The sequence below is a fragment of the Pseudomonas sp. A125 genome, from assembly GCF_055409485.1.
In genome coordinates, this window is record NZ_JBUZVP010000033.1 from 1 (window position 1) to 19,555 (window position 19,555).

Annotated in this window: 16 protein-coding genes; 8 read left to right on the plus strand and 8 right to left on the minus strand. The window is 60.7% G+C overall.

Translation table 11 applies throughout. From position 1 onward, the window contains the following. Window positions 1–310 precede the first annotated feature (310 nt). Entirely contained in the window at window positions 311–1,165 is an 855-nt protein-coding gene (locus ACZRN6_RS30685) for an NmrA family NAD(P)-binding protein (RefSeq protein ID WP_464009590.1), read from the minus strand. A gap of 96 nt (window positions 1,166–1,261) precedes the next feature. Continuing rightward, on the minus strand, window positions 1,262–1,705 hold the full coding sequence (locus ACZRN6_RS30690; protein WP_464009591.1) for an Lrp/AsnC family transcriptional regulator: 444 nt from the start codon (window positions 1,703–1,705) through the stop codon (window positions 1,262–1,264). 130 nt (window positions 1,706–1,835) lie between these two features. On the opposite strand from ACZRN6_RS30690, the gene ACZRN6_RS30695 reads away from it, so the two are divergent. The 3 genes from ACZRN6_RS30695 to ACZRN6_RS30705 all read left to right on the plus strand — a co-directional run bounded on the left by ACZRN6_RS30695 (window position 1,836) and on the right by ACZRN6_RS30705 (window position 4,500). Continuing rightward, window positions 1,836–2,735 (plus strand): DMT family transporter, encoded by a 900-nt coding sequence (locus ACZRN6_RS30695; protein ID WP_464009592.1) that lies wholly within the window; start codon window positions 1,836–1,838, stop codon window positions 2,733–2,735. Between the two features lie 63 nt (window positions 2,736–2,798). Continuing rightward, window positions 2,799–3,716 (plus strand): extracellular solute-binding protein, encoded by a 918-nt coding sequence (locus tag ACZRN6_RS30700; protein WP_464009593.1) that lies wholly within the window; start codon window positions 2,799–2,801, stop codon window positions 3,714–3,716. 1 nt (window position 3,717) lies between these two features. After that, window positions 3,718–4,500 carry an ABC transporter permease subunit gene (locus ACZRN6_RS30705; RefSeq protein WP_322145114.1) on the plus strand — a complete coding sequence of 261 codons (783 nt, stop codon included), beginning with the start codon at window positions 3,718–3,720 and terminating at the stop codon, window positions 4,498–4,500. Here the strand turns inward: ACZRN6_RS30705 and ACZRN6_RS30710 are convergent. The 3 genes from ACZRN6_RS30710 to ACZRN6_RS30720 form a co-directional block, all read right to left on the minus strand. Next, window positions 4,472–6,460, minus strand: coding sequence for a peptidase U32 family protein (locus ACZRN6_RS30710; RefSeq protein ID WP_464009594.1), 1,989 nt, complete (start codon window positions 6,458–6,460; stop codon window positions 4,472–4,474). The genes ACZRN6_RS30705 and ACZRN6_RS30710 overlap by 29 nt on opposite strands. Window positions 6,461–6,681: 221 nt before the next feature. After that, window positions 6,682–7,062 (minus strand): RidA family protein, encoded by a 381-nt coding sequence (locus tag ACZRN6_RS30715; RefSeq protein WP_322145116.1) that lies wholly within the window; start codon window positions 7,060–7,062, stop codon window positions 6,682–6,684. 83 nt (window positions 7,063–7,145) lie between these two features. Then, window positions 7,146–8,468, minus strand: a complete 1,323-nt coding sequence (locus ACZRN6_RS30720; RefSeq protein ID WP_464009595.1) for an OprD family porin — start codon at window positions 8,466–8,468, stop codon at window positions 7,146–7,148. 612 nt (window positions 8,469–9,080) lie between these two features. On the opposite strand from ACZRN6_RS30720, the gene ACZRN6_RS30725 reads away from it, so the two are divergent. After that, window positions 9,081–9,746, plus strand: a complete 666-nt coding sequence (locus ACZRN6_RS30725) for a response regulator transcription factor (protein WP_464009596.1) — start codon at window positions 9,081–9,083, stop codon at window positions 9,744–9,746. Continuing rightward, the gene (locus ACZRN6_RS30730) at window positions 9,743–11,110 is read left to right on the plus strand and encodes a sensor histidine kinase (RefSeq protein ID WP_464009597.1); all 1,368 of its coding nucleotides are present in this window, start codon (window positions 9,743–9,745) and stop codon (window positions 11,108–11,110) included. Before ACZRN6_RS30725 ends, ACZRN6_RS30730 begins: the two co-directional genes overlap by 4 nt. Here the strand turns inward: ACZRN6_RS30730 and ACZRN6_RS30735 are convergent. From ACZRN6_RS30735 to ACZRN6_RS30745, 3 genes are all read right to left on the minus strand, one after another. Beyond that, window positions 11,061–12,107 carry an alpha/beta hydrolase gene (locus ACZRN6_RS30735; protein WP_464009629.1) on the minus strand — a complete coding sequence of 349 codons (1,047 nt, stop codon included), beginning with the start codon at window positions 12,105–12,107 and terminating at the stop codon, window positions 11,061–11,063. The genes ACZRN6_RS30730 and ACZRN6_RS30735 overlap by 50 nt on opposite strands. 172 nt (window positions 12,108–12,279) lie before the next feature. Continuing rightward, window positions 12,280–13,077 (minus strand): MipA/OmpV family protein, encoded by a 798-nt coding sequence (locus tag ACZRN6_RS30740; RefSeq protein WP_322145120.1) that lies wholly within the window; start codon window positions 13,075–13,077, stop codon window positions 12,280–12,282. Window positions 13,078–13,181: 104 nt separating this feature from the next. Continuing rightward, window positions 13,182–14,135 (minus strand): LysR family transcriptional regulator, encoded by a 954-nt coding sequence (locus ACZRN6_RS30745; protein WP_322145121.1) that lies wholly within the window; start codon window positions 14,133–14,135, stop codon window positions 13,182–13,184. A 108-nt stretch (window positions 14,136–14,243) separates the two neighbouring features. On the opposite strand from ACZRN6_RS30745, the gene ACZRN6_RS30750 reads away from it, so the two are divergent. The 3 genes from ACZRN6_RS30750 to ACZRN6_RS30760 are packed head-to-tail and all read left to right on the plus strand — an operon-like array spanning window position 14,244 to window position 19,479. Continuing rightward, window positions 14,244–15,422, plus strand: coding sequence for a M20 aminoacylase family protein (locus tag ACZRN6_RS30750; protein WP_322145122.1), 1,179 nt, complete (start codon window positions 14,244–14,246; stop codon window positions 15,420–15,422). A 15-nt stretch (window positions 15,423–15,437) separates the two neighbouring features. Further along, on the plus strand, window positions 15,438–16,724 hold the full coding sequence (locus tag ACZRN6_RS30755; RefSeq protein WP_322145123.1) for an MFS transporter: 1,287 nt from the start codon (window positions 15,438–15,440) through the stop codon (window positions 16,722–16,724). Between the two features lie 22 nt (window positions 16,725–16,746). Beyond that, the gene (locus ACZRN6_RS30760; RefSeq protein ID WP_464009598.1) at window positions 16,747–19,479 is read left to right on the plus strand and encodes a glycoside hydrolase family 3 protein; all 2,733 of its coding nucleotides are present in this window, start codon (window positions 16,747–16,749) and stop codon (window positions 19,477–19,479) included. The last annotated feature ends 76 nt before the right edge of the window (window positions 19,480–19,555 follow it).

The following is a 19,555-nucleotide window of genomic DNA, read 5'->3' on the forward strand; positions in this document are numbered from 1 at the left end:
GCGAGGCACCGAGTGGTGGGGCAAAGACCTTTTGGTTACTTTTGGGGCGTTTGCCAAAAGTGACCCGCTGTAAGAGCGGAACCATAAGAAGCCGTTACCTAAATAACGGATATGCCCACCCACCCACCCACCTTGAAAGGAGAACGATTGGGCTGCACAAACAACCCCCTCACCACAAAACCCCAATACATAAACCCGGGATAGGAAACATGAACTAAAAGCACCGACTGCTCCTGATCGCCAGCGACATATCGAACCTGCCCAGGCAGGCTATATGCAAGGCGCACGGCATGCCGCAAACGCCTTGCACTCAGGCCTTTGTGGCCAACTCGCGCAGCACCTTGAGCAACGTAGTTTCGCCCTTGACCACCTCGGCATACTCAAAACAGATCCAGCCTTCGTTGAACCCATCGACCATGCGCATCCGCGGCAGCGGATTCTGCGCACCTTGCTCACGAAACATCGGCTCCCAAGTATCGCGAGGCACCACCTGCGCGGTCACACCACGGTTGAGCACCTCGGTCAGCGTGCGGGCAATATCATTAGGGCTGACCCACTGGCCTTCCAGCTCAACCACCCGGCGCCCACTCCAGTGCTGCTGCAAAAGTTGCGCAGCGAGCCGGCCCACGTCGACGGTCGCAATCATCGGCACGGCTTTATCCAGCGGTTGCAGGAAACTGTGGATCACCCCGTGCTCACGGGCCGTGGCCACGTCATACGCCGCGTTCTCCATAAACCAGCCCGGGCGCAGGAAGGTCACCGGCACGTTCAACGCGTTCAGCGCCTGTTCCATCAAGGTGCGTTGGGTCAGCAGGTTAAGCTGCTCGGCCTGGGCGCCAATGGTCGAAAGGCACACCACTTTCTGCGGCGCTGCGGCTTCGATGGCTTGGGCGACAGCGGTAATCACCTTACGCGCTTCGGGAAAGCCTGGCTGCGGGTCGAAGTCCGAAGGCGGCAGGATGAACACGCCAGTGGCACCCTTGAACGCCTCGGTGAGGGCGGCTGCGTCGTCCATATGGGCGATGACCACCTCACAACCCAGCGCGGCCCATTCGGCGCCTTTGCCGGCATCGCGTATCACCGCGCGCACGGGTTGACGATCATTGAGCAGAAACCGCGCCAGGGCGCCGCCAACTTTGCCTGTGATTCCGGTAATGACATACATGGTGTTTACGCCTGTGGTTCCAATGTGTGGATCAAGCATAAACAGCGGGCCAGATGGACAGAATAGCGATCCCGTCACTGCATCAGTGACTCAAAGTCACGAGTCGCCCAGCGGCGGCAACCGGCGTTTTACCGGGGTTTTCTTGACGATGGCGGTGTTGGTTTCGGCATAGGCATTGAGCTTATCCAGCAGCGTGTCGAGTTGGTCCATGGTGCGCACATGCAAGCGCGCGATGAAGCAGTCATCGCCGGTCACCTTGTCGCATTCGGTAAACTCGGGGATGGCCTGGATCTGCCGTTCCACTTCCTGCAATTTCCCGGGCAACGGGCGAATACGCACGATGGCCTGCAGCAGATAGCCGAAGTGCCTGGGGTCGATGTCTACCGTGTAGTTTTTCAACACGCCACGTTCCTCAAGGCGCCGCAGTCGCTCGCTGACGCTGGGGGAGGAAAGGCCGGCGATGCCCGCCAAGGCCTTGAGCGAAAGACGGGAGTCATCCATCAGCGCCGCGATCAATTGCTGGTCAATACTGTCGATCATGCTTGCTCCTGAAGTGATTGCCTGGGTTCGCCTAATAAGAATAGGCGAAGTGCAAGTTCCGCCTTGTTTATGATCTGGAGTCGCTGCGCATCAGGTTGCCATAATTGGGCCTCACTTGAGGAGCTCAATCATGGACAAATCCATCCGTCGCGGGTCTTGGGAAATGGTCGCCGCCATGTTGATATCCGGCACCATCGGCTGGTTTGTGCTGGTGTCGGGCGTACCGGTTGTCGAGGTAGTGTTCTGGCGTTGCGTGATCGGCGCGGTGACATTGCTGGTGGTGTGCTGGCTGATGGGTTATCTGCATGTCGACCTGTTGAGCTACCCGAAACTCGGCCTGGCGATGCTCAGTGGCGTGGCGATTGTGGGCAATTGGCTGCTGCTGTTTGAGTCTTACTCCAGGGCTTCAATCGCTATCAGTACGGCGGTGTATAACGTGCAGCCGTTTATGTTGGTGATGTTGGCGGCAGTGTTTCTTGGCGAAAAAATCACCGTGCAAAAGCTCACCTGGTTGAGCATGGCATTTGTCGGGATGCTGGCGATTGTCACCGCCCATGGTGATCTGCAAAACACCGGGGATGACTACCTGGTGGGCGTGGCCTTAGCGCTGGGCGCAGCCTTTCTGTATGCGATTGCTGCGCTGATCATCAAGCGCTTGAAGGAAGTGCCGCCGCATTTGATGGCGCTGATTCAGGTGACTACAGGCGCCTTGTTGCTCGCGCCGTTGATGCAGTGGCAGAGCCTGTCGGCATCGATGGACGCGTGGGCGGCATTGCTGACCTTGGGCGTGGTGCATACCGGCGTGATGTACGTGTTGCTGTATGGGGCGATCCAGAAGTTGCCCACGGCAATCACCGGGGCGCTGTCGTTTATCTACCCGATCGCGGCCATTTTTGTGGACTGGATTGCCTTTGGGCATCGCCTGGGCTGGTTGCAATGGCTCGGCGTGGCGGCAATTCTGCTCGCGGCGGCGGGGCTGCAGCGGGGTTGGTGGTGGCGCCCGAAGGCCTTGACCGGGCATGTTTCATGAAGCAGTGATAGCACCTTGGTTACTATCTTGCGCTGTATATCTACCTTTACAGCGGAACCGCTCATGTTAAAGAAAACCCGTACCTGGCTGCTGAGTGGCCTGTTGCTGTCCACAGCACTGTCGGCCCAAGCCGAAAGCGCCATTCATGTGACCTACGCCGGCTCCATGGGCGTGGTGATGGACAAGGCCCTGGGCCCGGCCTTCGCCGAACGTGAACACCTGACGTACCAGGGGCAGGGCGAGGGCGCCTACGGGATGGCGCGGTTGCTGGCGTCGAAGAAGGTGGTGGCTGACGTGTTCGTCTCCATCACCCCTGGGCCTATCGAAGTGCTGCAAAAAGCCGGGTTGGTCGGGCAGGCGGTGCCGGTGGCCAGCACCCGGATGGTCATCGCCTATAACCCCAGGAGCGCGTTTGCGCCGGCGCTGCAAGCGAGCAAGAGCGCCAACTCGCCGGCCTGGTGGAAAGTGCTGCAAAGCCCGGGCCTGCGCTTTGGCCGCACCGATGCGGCCACTGACCCGCAAGGGCAGAACATCATTTTTACAGTGCAACTGGCCGAGAAGTATTACCAGCAACCGGGCCTGGCCCGGCAGATACTGGGCGAGCTGCAAAACCCGCAGCAGGTGTTTGGCGAAGGCGGCCTGTTGACCCGCCTGCAAGCCGGTCAGTTAGACGCGGCTTCCGGTTACGAGAGCGCGACGATCTCGGCCAAGCTGCCGTATATCGCGCTGCCGGACGAAATCAACCTGAGTAACCCGGCCTTCACCCAAGACTGGTACGACACGGTCAGCCTGCAACTGCCGGACAAGAACGGCCAGATGCAAACCCTCAAGCCGCAGCCGTTGGTGTTCTACGCCGCCGTACTGAAAAACGCACCCAATCCGCAAAAAGCCCAGGCGTTCGTGAGTTACCTGCAATCGCCTGAAGGCCAGAAGCTGTTTGCGGCCAACGGCTACGGCCAGCCAAAGGGCGGAGCGCTTTGATGTGCTGAAGGGCTCGCCCGCATTGTGGATGAGCGTGCCGGCGGCGGTGCTGCTGATCATTCCGTTTGTGGCGCTGGCCGGGGCGACGTCTTGGGGGCAGTTGCAACTGGCCTATGGTGACGGGTCGGCAGTGGGCGTGTCGTTGGGGTTGAGCAGTGTCTCGACGCTGTTGATTGTGCTGCTGGGCACGCCATTGGCCTTGTGGCTGGCCCGCACGGCATCACCCTTGCGCAGCGGGGTCGAGGCGCTATTGCTGGTTTCCCTGCTGACGCCGCCGCTGGCCATGGGCATTTTGCTGGTCACCGCCTATGGCCCCTATGCCACCTTGGGCGAAGCATTGGGGCGCCTGGGCATTTCCCTGAGCAACAACCTGCCGGCGTTTATCCTGGCGCAGCTCTACGGTGGCCTGGCCTATTACATCCTCTGTGCACGCACGGCGTTCGAGGCGGTGCCGCGTTCCCTGGAAGAAGCCGCCAAAGGACTGGGTTGTTCGCCGGTCGAGGTCTTTTTGCGGGTGACCTTGCCTGTCACCCGCAGGGCCCTGGCCAACGCCTTGGCGATTGTCTGGGTACGGGTAATTGGCGAGTTCGGGATCGTGATGGTGTTTGCGTATTTCCCGCAGGGCATTCCGGTCAAGCTGTACGTCAACCTGCAGAACGAAGGCGTAGACAGTGTCTACGCCTTGTTGTGGTTGCTGCTGCTGGTGACCTTGCCGTTTCCGCTGTGGTGCCTGCGGGTACGCAGCCGCGAGGGGATCAGTGCGGTGCGCGCGGGATGGTCTTGAGCAGGTCGTCCGGGCTGATGTAACCCACCACGCTGCCGGGTTGCGGCAGGCCGAGGATGTGGCCCTTGATCTTGCCGATCACGTGCATCTCACACGGCTTACAGTCGAACTTCAGGGTCAGTACTTCATCGCCGTGGATCAACTGCATCGGCGCCACCTTGGTCTTCACCCCCGTCACACCCTTGGCCTGTTTGGGGCACAGGTTGAACGAGAAGCGCAGGCAGTGCTTGGTGATCATCACCGGCACTTCGCCGGTTTCTTCGTGGGCTTCGTACGCCGCGTCGATCAGTTGTACGCCGTGACGGTGATAGAAGTCGCGGGCCTTCTGGTTGTAGACGTTGGCCAGGAACGACAGGTGTGATTCCGGGTACACCGGCGCCGGAGTGGTTTCTGCCTTGCGGCCGCCCCGTGGATGAGCCTGGATACGCGCCTCGGTCAGTGCCTCGATCACCTCGCGGCGCAAGGCCTTGAGCTGCGAGTTCGGAATGAACAACGCCTGCGGTGCATCCAGCTTGATCGCCGTAGCGTGGTATTGGGTGGTGCCCAGTTGGCCCAGCAGGTCGCGCAGGGTTTCCAGCGCCTGTTCCGGCTTGTTGGCCACGCCAAACGGGCCGGGCAGGGTCACACTGGCGCTGATGCCTTCCTCACTGGTGACGGTCAGGTCCAGGCGATCTTCCTGCAGGCGGGCCACCCACGACACACCAATACGGCGCTCGGCGGAGGTTTTGAGCAACGCCTGCTGCCAGTTATGGTCCAGGTTACGGTTCAACGGATGGTTCGGGCGCAGTTGGTGCAGGCCGGCCGGCATCTCGTTCGGCTCGACGCGGTAGCGGTAGCGCTTCTCGCCGTCTTCTTCGAACTCGCCTTTTGGCTCGGCAATGTTGGCGCGAAAACCCACCACTTCACGCTTGATCAGCACATTGAGGCCGTCGCCGTTGGACAGCGGCTCATGGGTAACCACTTGCAAGTCACGCTTGCCGGCTTTTTCCACCACACCCACCGGCAGGCCGGTAAAGGTCGGGGTGTCGAAGGCGCCGATGTCGACCTTGCGGTCGGTGACGAAGTAGTCGGTGCTGCCACGGTGGAAGGTCTTTTCCGGGTCCGGCAGGAAGAAATGCGCGGTGCGGCCGCTGGACGCGCGGGCCAGGTCGGGACGGTCTTCCAGAATCTCGTCCAGGCGCTGGCGGTAATAGGCCGTGATGTTTTTCACATAACCCATGTCCTTGTAGCGGCCTTCGATCTTGAACGAGCGCACGCCGGCATCCACCAGCGCGCGCAGGTTGGCGCTCTGGTTGTTGTCTTTCATCGACAACAGGTGCTTTTCAAAGGCAACCACACGGCCCTGGTCATCTTTCAAGGTGTAGGGCAGGCGGCAGGCCTGGGAGCAATCGCCACGGTTGGCGCTGCGGCCATTCTGGGCGTGGGAGATATTGCACTGGCCGGAGAAGGCCACGCACAACGCGCCATGGATGAAAAACTCGATGGCAGCATCGGTCTCGTCGGCAATCGCACGGATCTCTTGCAGGTTCAGCTCACGGGCCAATACCAACTGCGAGAACCCGGCCTGGTCGAGGAACTTGGCCCGGCCCAGGGTGCGGATGTCGGTCTGGGTGCTGGCGTGCAGTTCGATGGGCGGAATATCCAGCTCCATCACGCCCAAGTCCTGGACGATCAGCGCGTCGACACCGGCATCGTAAAGCTGGTGAATCAGCTTGCGCGCCGGCTCCAGTTCGTTGTCGTGCAGGATCGTGTTGAGGGTGGTGAAGACCCGTGCGTGGTAGCGCCGGGCGAACTCCACCAACTGCGCGATATCGCTCACCTCGTTGCAGGCGTTATGACGCGCACCGAAACTCGGGCCGCCGATGTACACGGCGTCGGCGCCATGCAGGATGGCCTCGCGGGCGATGGCGACATCGCGTGCAGGGCTGAGCAATTCCAGGTGATGCTTGGGCAAGGACATAGTTTTTTTAGTCAGGCTTGTCACGGAGGCGAGCATTGTAGCTGCGAAATGGCCTATCGACATCTCCCCAGCCCTGGAATGCACTCTCCTGTGGGAGCCGGGCTTGCCCGCGATGCAGGCGCCGCGGTGTATCAGTGAAACCGAAGCGACCCCATCGCAGCCTCGGCGGGGCTTCACAGCTTCCACATTTGATCATCGCGGGCCGATATAGAGCGTTCGGCTCAGGCCTTGGCAGCCATCGCGGTGACTTCAACGCGCATGCCTGCAACCGCCAGGGCTGCCACGCCAACTGCCGCACGTACTGGCCAGGGCTTGGCGAAATAGCGTTTGTAGACTTCGTTGAATGCGGCGCGATCGGCCATGTCTGTCAGGTAAATGGTCAGGTGCATCACCCGGTCAATCGAGCTGCCGGCGCGTTCCAGGGCAACTTTCAGGGCTTGCAGGGTGCACTCGCTTTGCAGCGTGATGTCGCCCAGTTCCAGGCTGCCATCGGCGCGGGTAGGGATTTGCGTAGAGACGAGGATGCCGTTGAAGCCGATGACGTCGCTGGAGATAGAGTCCGGGTCGAGGTCGGGGGTGAAGGCGAGGTCGTGGTTGGCCATGGGAGTCTCATGCAAGGAGGATGAAAGAAGGCCGCTATCGTCCCCGAAAAAAAGGCCTGGGGCAAACCCAGGCCTTTTCAGCTTTACAGCAACGTAAACGGATAATCCACGGTCAGGCGCAACTCACTCAGGTCACCTTCACCCTGATCGGCGTTGGCCACGTGGAACGCCTGGCGCAAGCGGAACGACAGGTTCTTCACCGGCCCTCCCTGCACGACATACTTGGCCTCCAGGTCCGTCTCGTGGTGCTTGCCATCCGCACCGTAATGGTCGAGGTACGCGCTGTTGGCCGGTGTGTGCGTGCCGTTGATATCCGAACCATCGATGTAGCGGGTCATGAAACTCAGCCCCGGCATGCCATAGTTCGCCATGTTCAGGTCGTAACGAATCCCCCACGATTGCTCGCCCGGCCCGTTGAAGTCAGACCATTGCACCGAGTTGGCCAGCAAGATCGAGTCGCCACCTTCGCCTGCGCCGTTGTTGCCGGTGCCCACGTAGTCGAATGGTGTGTCCCCGTGCACTTTCTGGAACGACAGCGTCAGCGTGTGCGCCGCCAGGAAGGAGTACGCCGCCGCGACCGAGTAGGTGGTGTTGTTGATCGCACCGGCCTTGGCGCTGCCGGTATCGAGGGTGCGGTACAGGTTGCCGTCAAAGGCCAGTGATTGGTCGCGGCCCAGCGGCAACACGTAGTTGAGGTTGGTGTAGTACTGGCGCCAGATGTCGGCCAACTCGCCGCCGTACAGCGTGGCGCTCAGGCCAGGGGTGAACGTGTACTTGCCACCGACGAAACTCGCGCTGGAGGCGGGCACGTTGGCGTACGTTGCATAGATTTCGTGGTCATGGTCGGCGGTCATGCCGCTGTTGGTGCTGGTGAAGTGACCGGCTTCCAGGTCCAGGTTGGCGATTTCACTGCTGGTCAGGTCAAAACCGGTGGCGGTCTGTGGCAGCAAGCGGGTGCCGCCGGTAGCAAACACCGGGGCGGTGGGTTGCATGTCGCCGTATTTGAGCTCGGTCTTGGAGACCCGGATCTTCACGTCTGCGCCGACCGAACCGTAGCTGTTCTCGGGGTCACCATGGCGATCTGTCGGCAGGTTGCCGGTGCCCGCGTATTGGCTTTGGGCATCGAGTTTAAGCCCGCCATAGGCGTACGCATCCACACCAAAGCCAAGGGTGCCCTGGGTAAATCCCGAGGCGTAATTGGCCATGACTCCCTGAGTCCAGTCACGGTTGTCAGCCTTGCCGTTTTCCCGGTTGCGGTTCAAGTAAAAGTTACGCAACAACCCCGTTACACTGCTGCCGTCGATAAAGCCCTTGGCGTCTGCCTGATCCGTTACTGAGTCTGCCAACGCCACTTGGCTCAGGCTGGTAGATACCACCAGCGCTAATAGGCTCCACTGTTTAACCATGGTTGTTACTTCCCCGAATTGATGAATCGCCACGCGTTACGTGCGCAGGTGCACGCCGTTGTTTTTATGGCGGATATAACGGTTGGGCAGGGATTGTTAAGGCTGGCGATGACGCCGGGTTCGCGTGTTGTTTTTTGCCGGGAACCAGACAGGCTGGTGGTTCTGGCTTTTGTGCGATGGGCGATTTTTAACCGGCTCGCAACAAAGGACCAGTGAAGGGATGGTTAAACTCGATTAATTAATATTCACTTTTTTTAACGGTGCGCTGGTGTAGCGTTAATGCTGTCTTAGCCGCTCTGCTTCGACAAAACCTTTGGTTTTCCGCCGCAGTTTCTGCGGCGGATTTTTTAAATATTGAATGTAGGTTTATTTAGTATTTATTTACACAGCGATTAACCAGCAACTTCTGGAACTCATTGACCTGCCTGTAACGGTCAAACACCAAGGTGTTTTGTATTTGTGCGTGAGGGGCCACGGCTCGGTCACTCCTGCGCGCCATCCCAACGTTTTAATATTTTCTTAAAAACATTTGTCTATGGTCCTGGCCTTTGCTCATCATCCGGTATTTGCGGATTGTGTTGCCCCATCCCAAGCAGCACACGAGGGCCTGCTGTGTACTTATTGTTGGTCGAAGACGATGCCATGCTGGCCGAAGCCATGTGCGATGGCGCGCGGCAAAACAGCTGGAACATAGACCACGTCAAGGACGCTTCCCAGGCGCGCCTGGCCTTGGTTGAACATACCTATAACGCGGTGTTGCTGGACCTTGGCCTGCCTGGCGAGTCCGGTTTAAGCGTGCTCAAGGCCATGCGCAAACAACACGACCCCACTCCCGTGGTGATCCTCACAGCCAGCGGGCAACTGAGTGCGCGCATCGTCGGCCTGGATGCCGGAGCCGATGATTATCTGGTCAAGCCGTTCCAACTCGATGAACTGTGGGCGCGGCTGCGGGCCGTGAGCCGGCGCAGTGAGGGCCGGGTGATTTCGTTGTTGACCCTGGGCGATATTGTCCTGGACCGCAGCCGCCACGTGGTGACCCGAGGCGGCCAGCGGGTGGCGTTGAGCGCGCATGAATACCGCACGCTGCTCGCGTTGCTGGAACGCCCTGGCCACGTGCTCGCCCGCGATCATTTGCAGGCGGTGGTCTATGGGCATGCCAGCAACATTGAAAGCAATACGATTGCCGTCTATATCCACCAACTGCGGCGCAAGCTGGGCGAGGAGCTGATCACGACGGTGCATGGCCAGGGCTATATGATCGTCGGGGCACGCAAATGAAATCGCTGCGCCAGCGCATGATGCGCGTGTTGTTGTTGACCATTGGTATTTGCTGGGCGCTGGCCCTGGCGGCGTTGTTGATTTACACCCAGGTCAGCTCCAGCAGCATCTGGGACAGTAAGCTGCAAACCATTGCCACCCAGTTGTTGCTGGCGATCCCGCACAATAATCAGCGGCTGCCAAACGGCGACGGTGGCCTGCGATTGAGCAGTACCGGGTTGGCCGAGGCGGGACTTTTAACGTACCAGGTGTGGGCGGGCCACGAACGCTTGTTGACCGGCGCGCCCGGGGCACCGCCAAGCCCATTGCAGGGCAGCTTCGAAGACGGTTTTTCGAGCCCGTTGATTGATGCAAGGAAGTGGCGGGTGTATTCCATCTCCGACAGCCGCCGGCAACTCACGGTCCAGGTAGGCTATTTGCACAGCGTCATCAGTGCGGATATGCGTCGAAAAGCATTCGTGGCCCTGTGTATCGCTTCATCACTGTTGGCGCTGGTGGGGCTGTTGATGTGGCAGGTTTTGCGGCGCGCGTTACGCCCGGTGCTGGTAATTGAACATGCCCTGCGCGGGCGCCGCCGCTTCGACCTGACGCCCTTGTCCGTGGTAGCGCTGCCCGGGGAGTTGCGACCGTTGGTGGAGGGGTTCAACCACTTGCTGCAGCAACTCGACCAGGCACTGGAAGGCGAACGGCGTTTTATCGCCAATGCGGCCCACGAGTTACGCACGCCGCTCTCGGCATTGCAGGCCCATGCGCAAATTGCACTGCGCGCCACCACACTGGCCGAAAAGGACGCGACCCTGCACAAACTGATGACAGTGGTCGCACGCAGCACACGCTTGTCCGAGCAGTTGCTGGACCTGGCAAGCCTGGATGCTTCTGTCCAGCGGCCACAGCGCACCCAGGTCGACCTGTGCGAGCTGGTCGGGTATGTGGCCGATGAGTTTGAAGTCCAGGCCGCTCAGTTGCAACGGGTGCTCCAGCTTCGGGTGCAACCGTGTTTGATCGACTGTGATATCGATGAAATCGGTATTTTGCTGCGCAACCTGATCGACAATGCGCTGCGTTATACCGGGCCAGGGCAGCGCGTCAGAATAAGCTGCGGCTCCTCGGCGCAGGGGCCCTGCCTGCAAGTCGCCGATGACGGGCCGGGCGTGGCGGCGGCTGAAAGAGACGCGATCTTCGAGCGCTTTTACCGGGTGCCCGGCAGCGGCGGGCAAGGCAGTGGGATCGGCCTGTCATTGGTGAAAAACATCGTTCAAGGGCACCGTGCCAATCTCGTCACCAGCAGCGGCCTGGCGGGCAAGGGGCTCGCCATCAGCGTGTACTTTCCAGAGGCTGCGACGCCTGCAGCACCTGCGTCATAACCTGGGCCTGCCATTCAAAATACGGGTTATACGTGAGGCGCGCATGTACCTTGCCCACCTCACGGTAACCCCAGTCTGAATACCACACGGCAGCCCCCGCCATGCAGTGCCGGTAGCCTTCGGCATTTTGCCCGTTGGAACACATCGGTTGCGTGCCGCGACGACCGTATTGGGGGTTTTCCGGGGAGAACAACACACTCATATGCGAAAACTGGCTGATATGTTCGCCAGGCAACTGGTCACTGCGCACCAGCATCCGCCCATTGCGCTGCGTGGACGCCAACTCGCCATACCAGATCATCCGTGACGCCGGGTTCGGGAAGCGTTGGCTGAAGGTTTCCCGCACAAACGCGACATCCACCACCGAATCATGTGCGGCGCTGACCAGCAGCACAGGCCGGTCAAACGTGTGCATCGCCAGCTTGGCGCGTACGGCAGTACTGCTCAGGTAGAACTGGGCAAACCCATGGGTCGGCACATTTTGATAGCGCAGCGGCGATTGCTGCGGCGCAGGGCCGTCGGGGTGGCGAAACCAGGGCTTGACCCAGGACACCCAGGGCAACAACCAATCGAAGGGCAGGCTGGCCTTGAACGCCGGGGAAAACAACAGCAGCCCGGCGATTGCCTGGTCATCCATGGCGTACTCCAGCACCAGGTTGGCGCCGGTGGAAAAACCGCCGAGGTACACCTGGCCGACCTCCTGGCGCAGCAACGCCACTTGCTGCGCCACGGTGAGCCGCCAGTCGTTGATGCTGACGTCCAGCATGTCGGAAGGTTGAGTCCCGTGCCCGGGCAGCAACAGTGTGCGTACCCGGTAACCCTGGCTTGCAAGCAGGGGGGCGATGTCGATGAAAGAGCCGGGCGAGTCACCCAGCCCGTGCACCAGCAAGATACCTTTGCCGTTAGGCTGATCGGGCGGCCATTCCCGCGGCGCGTTCCATGCCAGCTCCAGGGCATGGTCGGCGCTTTGAAAACGTCGGTCACGTTGCAGCAGCATGAGGGTTTGCTGGCGGTAGTCGGCAAACGTCGCCGGGGCAGTCGTGACAGTCCCGGTCGAAAGTTCGGCGCAACCGGCCAGGCAGGACAATAGCAGCGTCCCTAGTGTTTTCATTGGGGCTCCGTGTGAGCAAGCAAGCGAACGCAGGCAAGGCGTGTGGCGGCATTGGTGGTCAAAAACGGTACATGTACCAGAGCCGCGCCGCGCCGATGGTGGACCGGTCGACGATTGGGCTGTCTTCGATTTCACTGCCAAGGCGTGTGGCACTCAGGTCCAGGAAGACCTTCTGATTGGCCTCCAACTGGTAGCCGATGCGCAGCCCTGCCTCGATGTTGACGGTGGCATCGCCCGTGTAGGCGCGCCGCGCCGCAGTGGCTTCGCTGGCACGCACGCCGTAGTAGTAGTCGACGTAGTCTTCATTCAGGTGCACTGCCTCAAGGCGCGGGGTGAAGTCGAAGTTGTTCGCGGTAAACCGTCGCTCTACGGCCAGCCGGATCATTTGCCCGTCACTGTTGCCAGACGCATCGCCGGCCCACTGCGCGGAGAACTGCGCGACAGGGCTTTGCCAGATCGCCTTGCCTCCCAGCCAGACGCCCGGGTCGCGGTCGCGCATGCCGTCCAGGTCATCGGAGTCGGATGCGTCGTAGCCTTCACCCAGCCCATACCGGGCCTGCAAACGAAATGACAGCGCGCTGTCGCTGGGGATCTTGAAGTCAATGCCGGGGCCCATCACGCTGATCCAGCGATTTTCATAGGCCACCGCCGGCAACAATTGGCTGTCGTTGTCGTGCCCGCGGTAGGGGGAAGTGCTCACGCCGGCCCCAAGTCCCAGGCCCCAACCAAATTCCTTGTCGTTTTCTGGCGCTGCCTGGGTGGTGCCGGGCACCAGGGACAGGCCGGCCAGGAGCAGTGTCCCGACAAGCGCGGCCAAGGGGTTCACAGGCAGCGATTTAGTTTCGATGGGTGACATGTGTGTTTTCTCAGATGGGGGTCTGAGGCGGAGTATGTCGAGGAGGATTTAAGAAGTTTTTAGACGGATTAATCGCTGATTAAGATAACTGTCGATGGGGCGCCTCAAAAGAACAAATCCTTGGGCGACAGCATCTCGCTGAACGGTGAGCTGGGCTTGCGGGCGTGCTGCTTGATCACCTGTTTAACCACTGCGATGAAGGCAGTCGCGGCCTTGCTGCGCACGTTGCCCCGGCGGCTGACCACGCCGAGGATTCTCGACTTGGAGCCCTTGAAGGCGCTCAACGGCGCCACCGCACCGGCAAAACATTCGGACTTGAGCAGCAGGTTCGGCAGCACCGTCAGTGAGTCGGTCTGCAACAGCACCGGCAACAGGATCCCCGCCGAGTGCACGCTTACCACGTGGCTGGGCGGTGGAGACAAACGAAACTCGCGGTTCAGGTCGCTGATAAACGTGTTGTGCAGCGACGGTGGGTAGTTGGCCAGCCACTTCATGGCGTTCAGTTCATCGATGGAGCTGGAATGGCGCAGTGGGTGGTCTGTACGGCCCACCACATGGGCCTGGTAGGAAAACAGCGGCTCGATCGAGAACTCGTTTTCGGTAATGAAATTACTGGCCTGGATCAGCGCGAAATCCAGGTAGCCATCCCGAAGTTGTGGCACAGAAATGCCATGCAACCCCTCGAACACTTCCAGGAATACATGGGGATACTGCTGCTGGTAGAGGCTCAGGCACTCAGGCAAAAAGGTGAAATTGACAAAGGGCGCGATGGCGATGCGCAGTCGCTCGGCCTGCCCGCTGCGGATCAGGTTCAGGTCGGCCTTGGCCTTTTCGATCTCGCTGAGGATCAGCCGCGCATGGTGCAGCAGGCTTTTACCCGCCTCGGTAAAACGCACGCCGGTGTGGGTGCGCTCCAGCAGTTCCACGCCTTGTTGCTGTTCCAGGTCGCGCAGGGTGCGGGTGATTGCGGCTTGGGTCAGGCCGACGGATTTGGCTGCGCTGCGGATGCTTCCGGTTTCGGCGACTGCCACCAACGCGGTGAACTGATTGGTTTTCATCCTGCCCTCATGACAACGAAATGTTGTCACCGAGCCTAAAGCTTGTCTTTTCATTGTGTCAATACGAGGCAGAATCAAACCCGTATCGAGTCTGAGGAGACAACAAAAATGAAGATTCTGGCAGAGATCGAGCAGATTCAGGACGAGATGATAGCGATCAGGCACGCTATCCACGCGCATCCGGAATTGGGCTTTGAAGAGTTTGCAACCAGCGACCTGGTGGCGCAAAAACTTGCGCAGTGGGGCTACGAGGTGCATCGCGGCCTGGCTGGCACCGGCGTGGTAGGGCAATTGTGCAACGGTGATGGCCCGCGCATTGGTTTACGGGCCGACATGGACGCGCTGCCGATTACCGAGGAGACGGGCCTGGAATATGCCAGCACCCAGGCGGGCAAGATGCACGCCTGCGGCCATGACGGCCACACCGCCACCCTGCTGGCAGCGGCCAAGGTATTGGCGAGCACCCGGCGTTTCAGCGGCACCTTGAACGTGATCTTCCAGCCGGCGGAAGAAGGCCTGGGCGGTGCCCGCGAAATGGTCGAACAGGGTCTGTTTGAGCTGTTTCCGTGCGATGCGATCTTCGCCATGCACAACATGCCGGGCTTCCCGCAGGGCAAACTGGGTTTTCTCGCCGGGCCGTTCATGGCCTCATCCGACACGGCAACGATCACCCTGAACGGGGTCGGTGGCCACGGTGCGGTGCCCCACAAGACCGTAGACCCGGTGGTCATCGCGGCCACCTTGACCCTGTGCCTGCAAAGCGTGGTATCGCGCAATATCGACCCGCTCGATACCGCGATCGTCAGTGTTGGCTCCATTCATGCAGGTTCCGCTGCGAACGTGATACCGGCTTCCGCCAAATTGCAGGTCAGCGTGCGCTCTCTGCGCGCCGACACCCGCGACCTGTTGCAAACCCGCATCACGACGCTGGCGCAGCACATCGCACAAAGTTACGGCGGCAACGCAGACGTTCATTACAACCGCCGTTACCCGGTGCTGGTCAATGACGAGCTGGAAACCGAACTGGCGCGCAACGCAGCCCTGGAATGGTGCGGGGAAGAAGGTCTGATCGAGAATATGCGCCCGCTCACCGGCAGCGAGGACTTCGCCTTTATGTTGGCAAAGTGCCCGGGGTCGTACCTGATTATCGGCAATGGCGACAGTGCGCAGAACGTGATGTGTCACCATCCCAAATTCGATTTCAACGACCAGTGCCTTTTGGTCGGGGCGTCTTATTGGGTGAAACTGGTGGAAAAAATGCTCCAGCACACTGCTGCTGTTAATTGAGGCTCGGATTCGATCATGGAAACTACTTCATCTGAAGCGTCTGCCGTGCCCGCGCGTTCATCGGCGCCGGTCCAGCCCAGCAGGACCAAAAACATCGCGGCCGTCACTATCGGCAACGGCCTGGAGTTCTACGACTTCACGGTCTACAGCTTTTTTGCCACGGTTATCGGCAAACAGTTTTTCCCCATGGAAGGCTCAAACCAGCTGTTGTTGGCGTTCGCCACCTACGGCATCGGTTTTTTCATGCGCCCGCTAGGCAGCATTTTGCTCGGCCAATATGCCGACCGGGTAGGGCGCAAGGCCGCGATGGTATTGACCCTTTGGTTGATGGCCATCGGTTCACTGATTTTTGTGCTCACGCCCACCTATGGGCAAATCGGGATCGCCGCGCCGTTGCTGATCGTGTTCGCCCGGCTGCTGCAAGGTTTCGCGATTGGCGGCGAAGTCGGCGCTTCAACGACCTACCTGATGGAAAAAGCCGAGAGCCACGAGCGCGGTTATTTCACCAGTTGGCAGTTCTTCAGCCAAGGCCTGAGCGTGTTGCTCGGCGCCGTGGTGGGCCTGAGCGTGAACTACGCCCTGACCGAAGAACAGGTGATGGCCTGGGGCTGGCGCCTGCCGTTCGTGATCGGGCTGCTGGTAATCCCGGTGGGTTCGTACATGCGCCGCCACTTGCAGGAAAGTGACCAAGTGAAGCGCGGCGTCAGCCATCGCTTGCGCTGGAGCGAGCATAAGCGTGTGTTGGCCGCTGGAATCCTGATCGCCATCGGCGGCACGTCGGGCTCGTATGTGATCCTGCATTACCTGTCCAACTTTGCCGTGGCGCAGTTGCATCTGCCGCTGTCGGCGGGGATCTGGACAGGCTGCGCGGCGGGCGCCGTGCAAATCGCGCTGGCGGTGGCTTCCGGGCGGGCCTGCGATCGCTGGGGGCGCAAGCGGATGATCTTCTGGTCGCGGCTGGCGTTGTTGCTGTTGATCTACCCGGCGTTCGAGCTGGTGCAGCACTCGCCCACATTGCCCACGCTGGTGCTCGTGGCGAGCACCCTGGCCGCGCTGCTGGTGTGCAATACCGTACCGTCGCTGGTGTTGTTGGCGGAGATTTTTCCCGCTCAGGTCCGGGCCACCGGCCTTTCGGTTACCTATGCCCTGGCCAGCATCGTTTTCGGCGGCTTCGCGCAGTTCTTCTGCACGCTGCTGATCTCTCTTACCGGCAACCCCAGTGCGCCGGCGTTTTACCTGATTGTGTGCGGGCTGGTTTCCCTGCTGGGCCTCATGCTCGTCAAAGAACCCACTCAACGTTAACCCAGAAGTAACGGAGCTAATCATGACTACCTCAACTACGCGGTACGGGCGTGTTCGCCCTCAGTTCTTCCGGCTGTCGATGCTGGCAGCGGCAATGTTGTGTTCAACCCTGGCGGGCCAGTGCATGGCCAATGAGGCCAACGTGCGTGCTGAAGCCGATCAGGCACGGGTGGACGCCCTGCTGAAAAAGATGACCCTGGACGACAAGTTCAACCTGATCCGCGGCATGACCGAAGCCGATGCCACCAACCAGGGCCAGGCCGGCTACCTGCCGGGTGTACCGCGCCTCGGCGTGCCGGCCCTGCGCATGGCAGACGGCCCGCCCGGCATTTTGACCCGCAAGGCCTCGATCATTCCCACCTCGACCATGGGCCTGGCCGCCACCTTCAGCAAACAGGACGCCTTTGATAACGGCACGGTGATCGGCGAGGAGGCCAAGCGCCTGGGCATCGACGTAGCACTGGAACCCTTCATCAATATGTTCCGCGACTCGGGCTTCCGGCGCGGCTGGAACACCTACGGCGAGGACCCGCTGCTGACCGGCAGCATGGGCGCCGAGGTGATCAAGGGTATCCAGGGCCAGGGCGTGATGGCCCAGGCCAAGCACCTGGTCGGCTATGACATGACCGGCTTTGATGTGAGCATTCCCGAGCAGGCCCTGCACGAGGTGTACCTGGCGCCGTTCCAGGACGCGGTGGACGCGGGCGTGGCCTCGATCATGTGTTCCTACAACAAGCTCAATGGCGAATTTGCCTGCGGTAACGAGCAATTGCTGGAGCAGCTGTTGCGCAAACAGATGGGTTTCAAGGGCTTTGTCACCTCTGACTGGGGCGGCGTGCACAGTGCCCAGTACGTCAAGCGCGGCATGGACATGGAGATGCCCGGGCGCATCAATGAACAGCACCCGTTCTGGGACATCATGCGTTCCTACTACGACAACACCGAGCAGCAACAGCCGGCGTTGCACACGTCCATGGGCAGCATGAAAAAAGTCTTCGCCCGGCCAATGCCGGAGGAGTGGATGGTCGGCCAGCGGCCAAACGTGCTGCTGGGGCAGTTCCCCAACGACGAGAAGCCGAGCAACCTGTTTGAAGCCCTGCGGGACAAGACCGTCCGCGAGCAAGACATCGACAAGGCCGCCGGGCGGGTGCTGGGACAGATGGAACGTTTTGGCCTGCTGGACAAGGGCAGCCACCAGCCGCAGTCGACCCCGATGGTCGCCGGGTTGTCCGAAATCGTGCGCCGCACCAGCGAGCATTCGGCGGTACTGCTGAAGAACCAGGACCATGTGCTGCCCCTGTCGAAGGACGATCTCACAAGCCTGGCGATGATCGGCCCGGGCGCCTTGCAGCCGGTGGCACTGGGGGTTTCCGCCGAGCACGCAATCGGCATGCCCGAGCTGCAAGTCGGGCCGGCCAAGGCCCTCAAGGCCATTGAACCCAGCGCCGAGATCAGCGTGGCGGTAGCCAATGACATGACCGGCGTTGCTATCCCGGCAGACCGGGTGTCGTTTGAGGGCAAGCCTGGGTGGGTCAGAGTCGACGCAGGGCAGGGCAAGCGTGACAGCCAATTGCAATTCACCGGCGCGAACGCCCTGGCGGCCAACACCTTGCCGAGCTGGAAAACCCACCTGACGATTGACCAGGAAGGCGACTACAACCTCAACCTGCACATGCTCGGCGCGGGCGCCGTGCTGAAGGTCGACGGGAAAATCATCGGCGAAAGCAGTTCGTTGAAAAATGCCCTGCACGGTGATGTGGTGCACCCGGGGCAGGATGCCTTGATGCCGACCACCGATGGCCTCAACAACGTGCGGCGCATGGTCAAGTTAAGCCGTGGCGAGCATCTGCTCGAAGTCAGCACCTACAACGACACCTCCGCCGCACCGGTTCAAGTACGCCTGGCGTGGGTCACGCCGGCCATGCGCGAAGCCAACCGGGCCCAGGCACTGGCCGCCGCGCGCAACGCAAAAAAGGTGGTGTTTTTTGCCTGGGCGCGCACCGACCCGCAGTTCGGCTTGCCGGGTGACCAGGACAAACTGATCGAAGAGATCGCCGCAATCAACCCCAATGTAGTGGTGGTGCTCAACACCAGCACCCCGGTCGCCATGCCTTGGTTGGGCAAGGTCAAGGGCCTGGTGCAGATGTGGTGGACCGGCGATGAAGGCGGCCCGGCGACCGCGAACATCCTCACCGGGCACAGCAACCCGGCCGGCCGCTTGCCGTTTACCTGGGCCAGCAGCCTGCAGGATTATCCCGCCACCGACCCGCGCTTCCCCGAGCGTGGCCAGCAACTCGATGGCGTGGTCAGCTACACCGAAGGCGTCAATATCGGCTACCGCTGGTTTGAGTCCCAGCACAAGGCACCGCTGTTTGCATTCGGCTACGGGCTGTCCTATAGCCGCTTTGACTACAGCGCGCTGCAAACCCATCGCCTGGGCAATGGCGACCTCAAGGTCAATTTCAAACTGACCAACAGTGGTGGCGTTGCGGGGGATGAAGTGCCGCAGTTGTACCTGAGTGCGCCCCAACAGCAGGTCGACGGTGCCGAGTTCGCGCCGCAGACACTGGTGGGCTTTGATCGAGTCAGCCTCAAGGCCGGTGAGACCCGGGACGTGTCGATCATCGTGCCGCTGCGCAAGCTCCAGTACTGGGCCGTGAAGACTCAGTCCTGGGAACTGCCGCGAGGCCAGCGCACCGTAAAGCTTGCCAGCGCGTCAGACAACGTGAGGGTCAGCCAGCCCGTCTCGTTCTGATCGTTACACCCCATAAAAATAAAAATATCCAGGCTTTAGCGTCACCTACCTCTTGAACGTCTGCGCCATTGCCTGG

Coding starts and splice junctions, on each gene's coding strand:
- ACZRN6_RS30685 (WP_464009590.1), bottom strand. CDS start 1,165: ATGTATGTCATTACCGGAATCACAGGCAAAGTTGGCGGCGCCCTGGCG.
- ACZRN6_RS30745 (WP_322145121.1), bottom strand. CDS start 14,135: ATGAAAACCAATCAGTTCACCGCGTTGGTGGCAGTCGCCGAAACCGGA.
- ACZRN6_RS30690 (WP_464009591.1), bottom strand. CDS start 1,705: ATGATCGACAGTATTGACCAGCAATTGATCGCGGCGCTGATGGATGAC.
- ACZRN6_RS30730 (WP_464009597.1), top strand. CDS start 9,743: ATGAAATCGCTGCGCCAGCGCATGATGCGCGTGTTGTTGTTGACCATT.
- ACZRN6_RS30750 (WP_322145122.1), top strand. CDS start 14,244: ATGAAGATTCTGGCAGAGATCGAGCAGATTCAGGACGAGATGATAGCG.
- ACZRN6_RS30760 (WP_464009598.1), top strand. CDS start 16,747: ATGACTACCTCAACTACGCGGTACGGGCGTGTTCGCCCTCAGTTCTTC.
- ACZRN6_RS30700 (WP_464009593.1), top strand. CDS start 2,799: ATGTTAAAGAAAACCCGTACCTGGCTGCTGAGTGGCCTGTTGCTGTCC.
- ACZRN6_RS30735 (WP_464009629.1), bottom strand. CDS start 12,107: ATGCTGCTGCAACGTGACCGACGTTTTCAAAGCGCCGACCATGCCCTG.
- ACZRN6_RS30740 (WP_322145120.1), bottom strand. CDS start 13,077: ATGTCACCCATCGAAACTAAATCGCTGCCTGTGAACCCCTTGGCCGCG.
- ACZRN6_RS30695 (WP_464009592.1), top strand. CDS start 1,836: ATGGACAAATCCATCCGTCGCGGGTCTTGGGAAATGGTCGCCGCCATG.
- ACZRN6_RS30715 (WP_322145116.1), bottom strand. CDS start 7,062: ATGGCCAACCACGACCTCGCCTTCACCCCCGACCTCGACCCGGACTCT.
- ACZRN6_RS30755 (WP_322145123.1), top strand. CDS start 15,438: ATGGAAACTACTTCATCTGAAGCGTCTGCCGTGCCCGCGCGTTCATCG.
- ACZRN6_RS30710 (WP_464009594.1), bottom strand. CDS start 6,460: ATGTCCTTGCCCAAGCATCACCTGGAATTGCTCAGCCCTGCACGCGAT.
- ACZRN6_RS30720 (WP_464009595.1), bottom strand. CDS start 8,468: ATGGTTAAACAGTGGAGCCTATTAGCGCTGGTGGTATCTACCAGCCTG.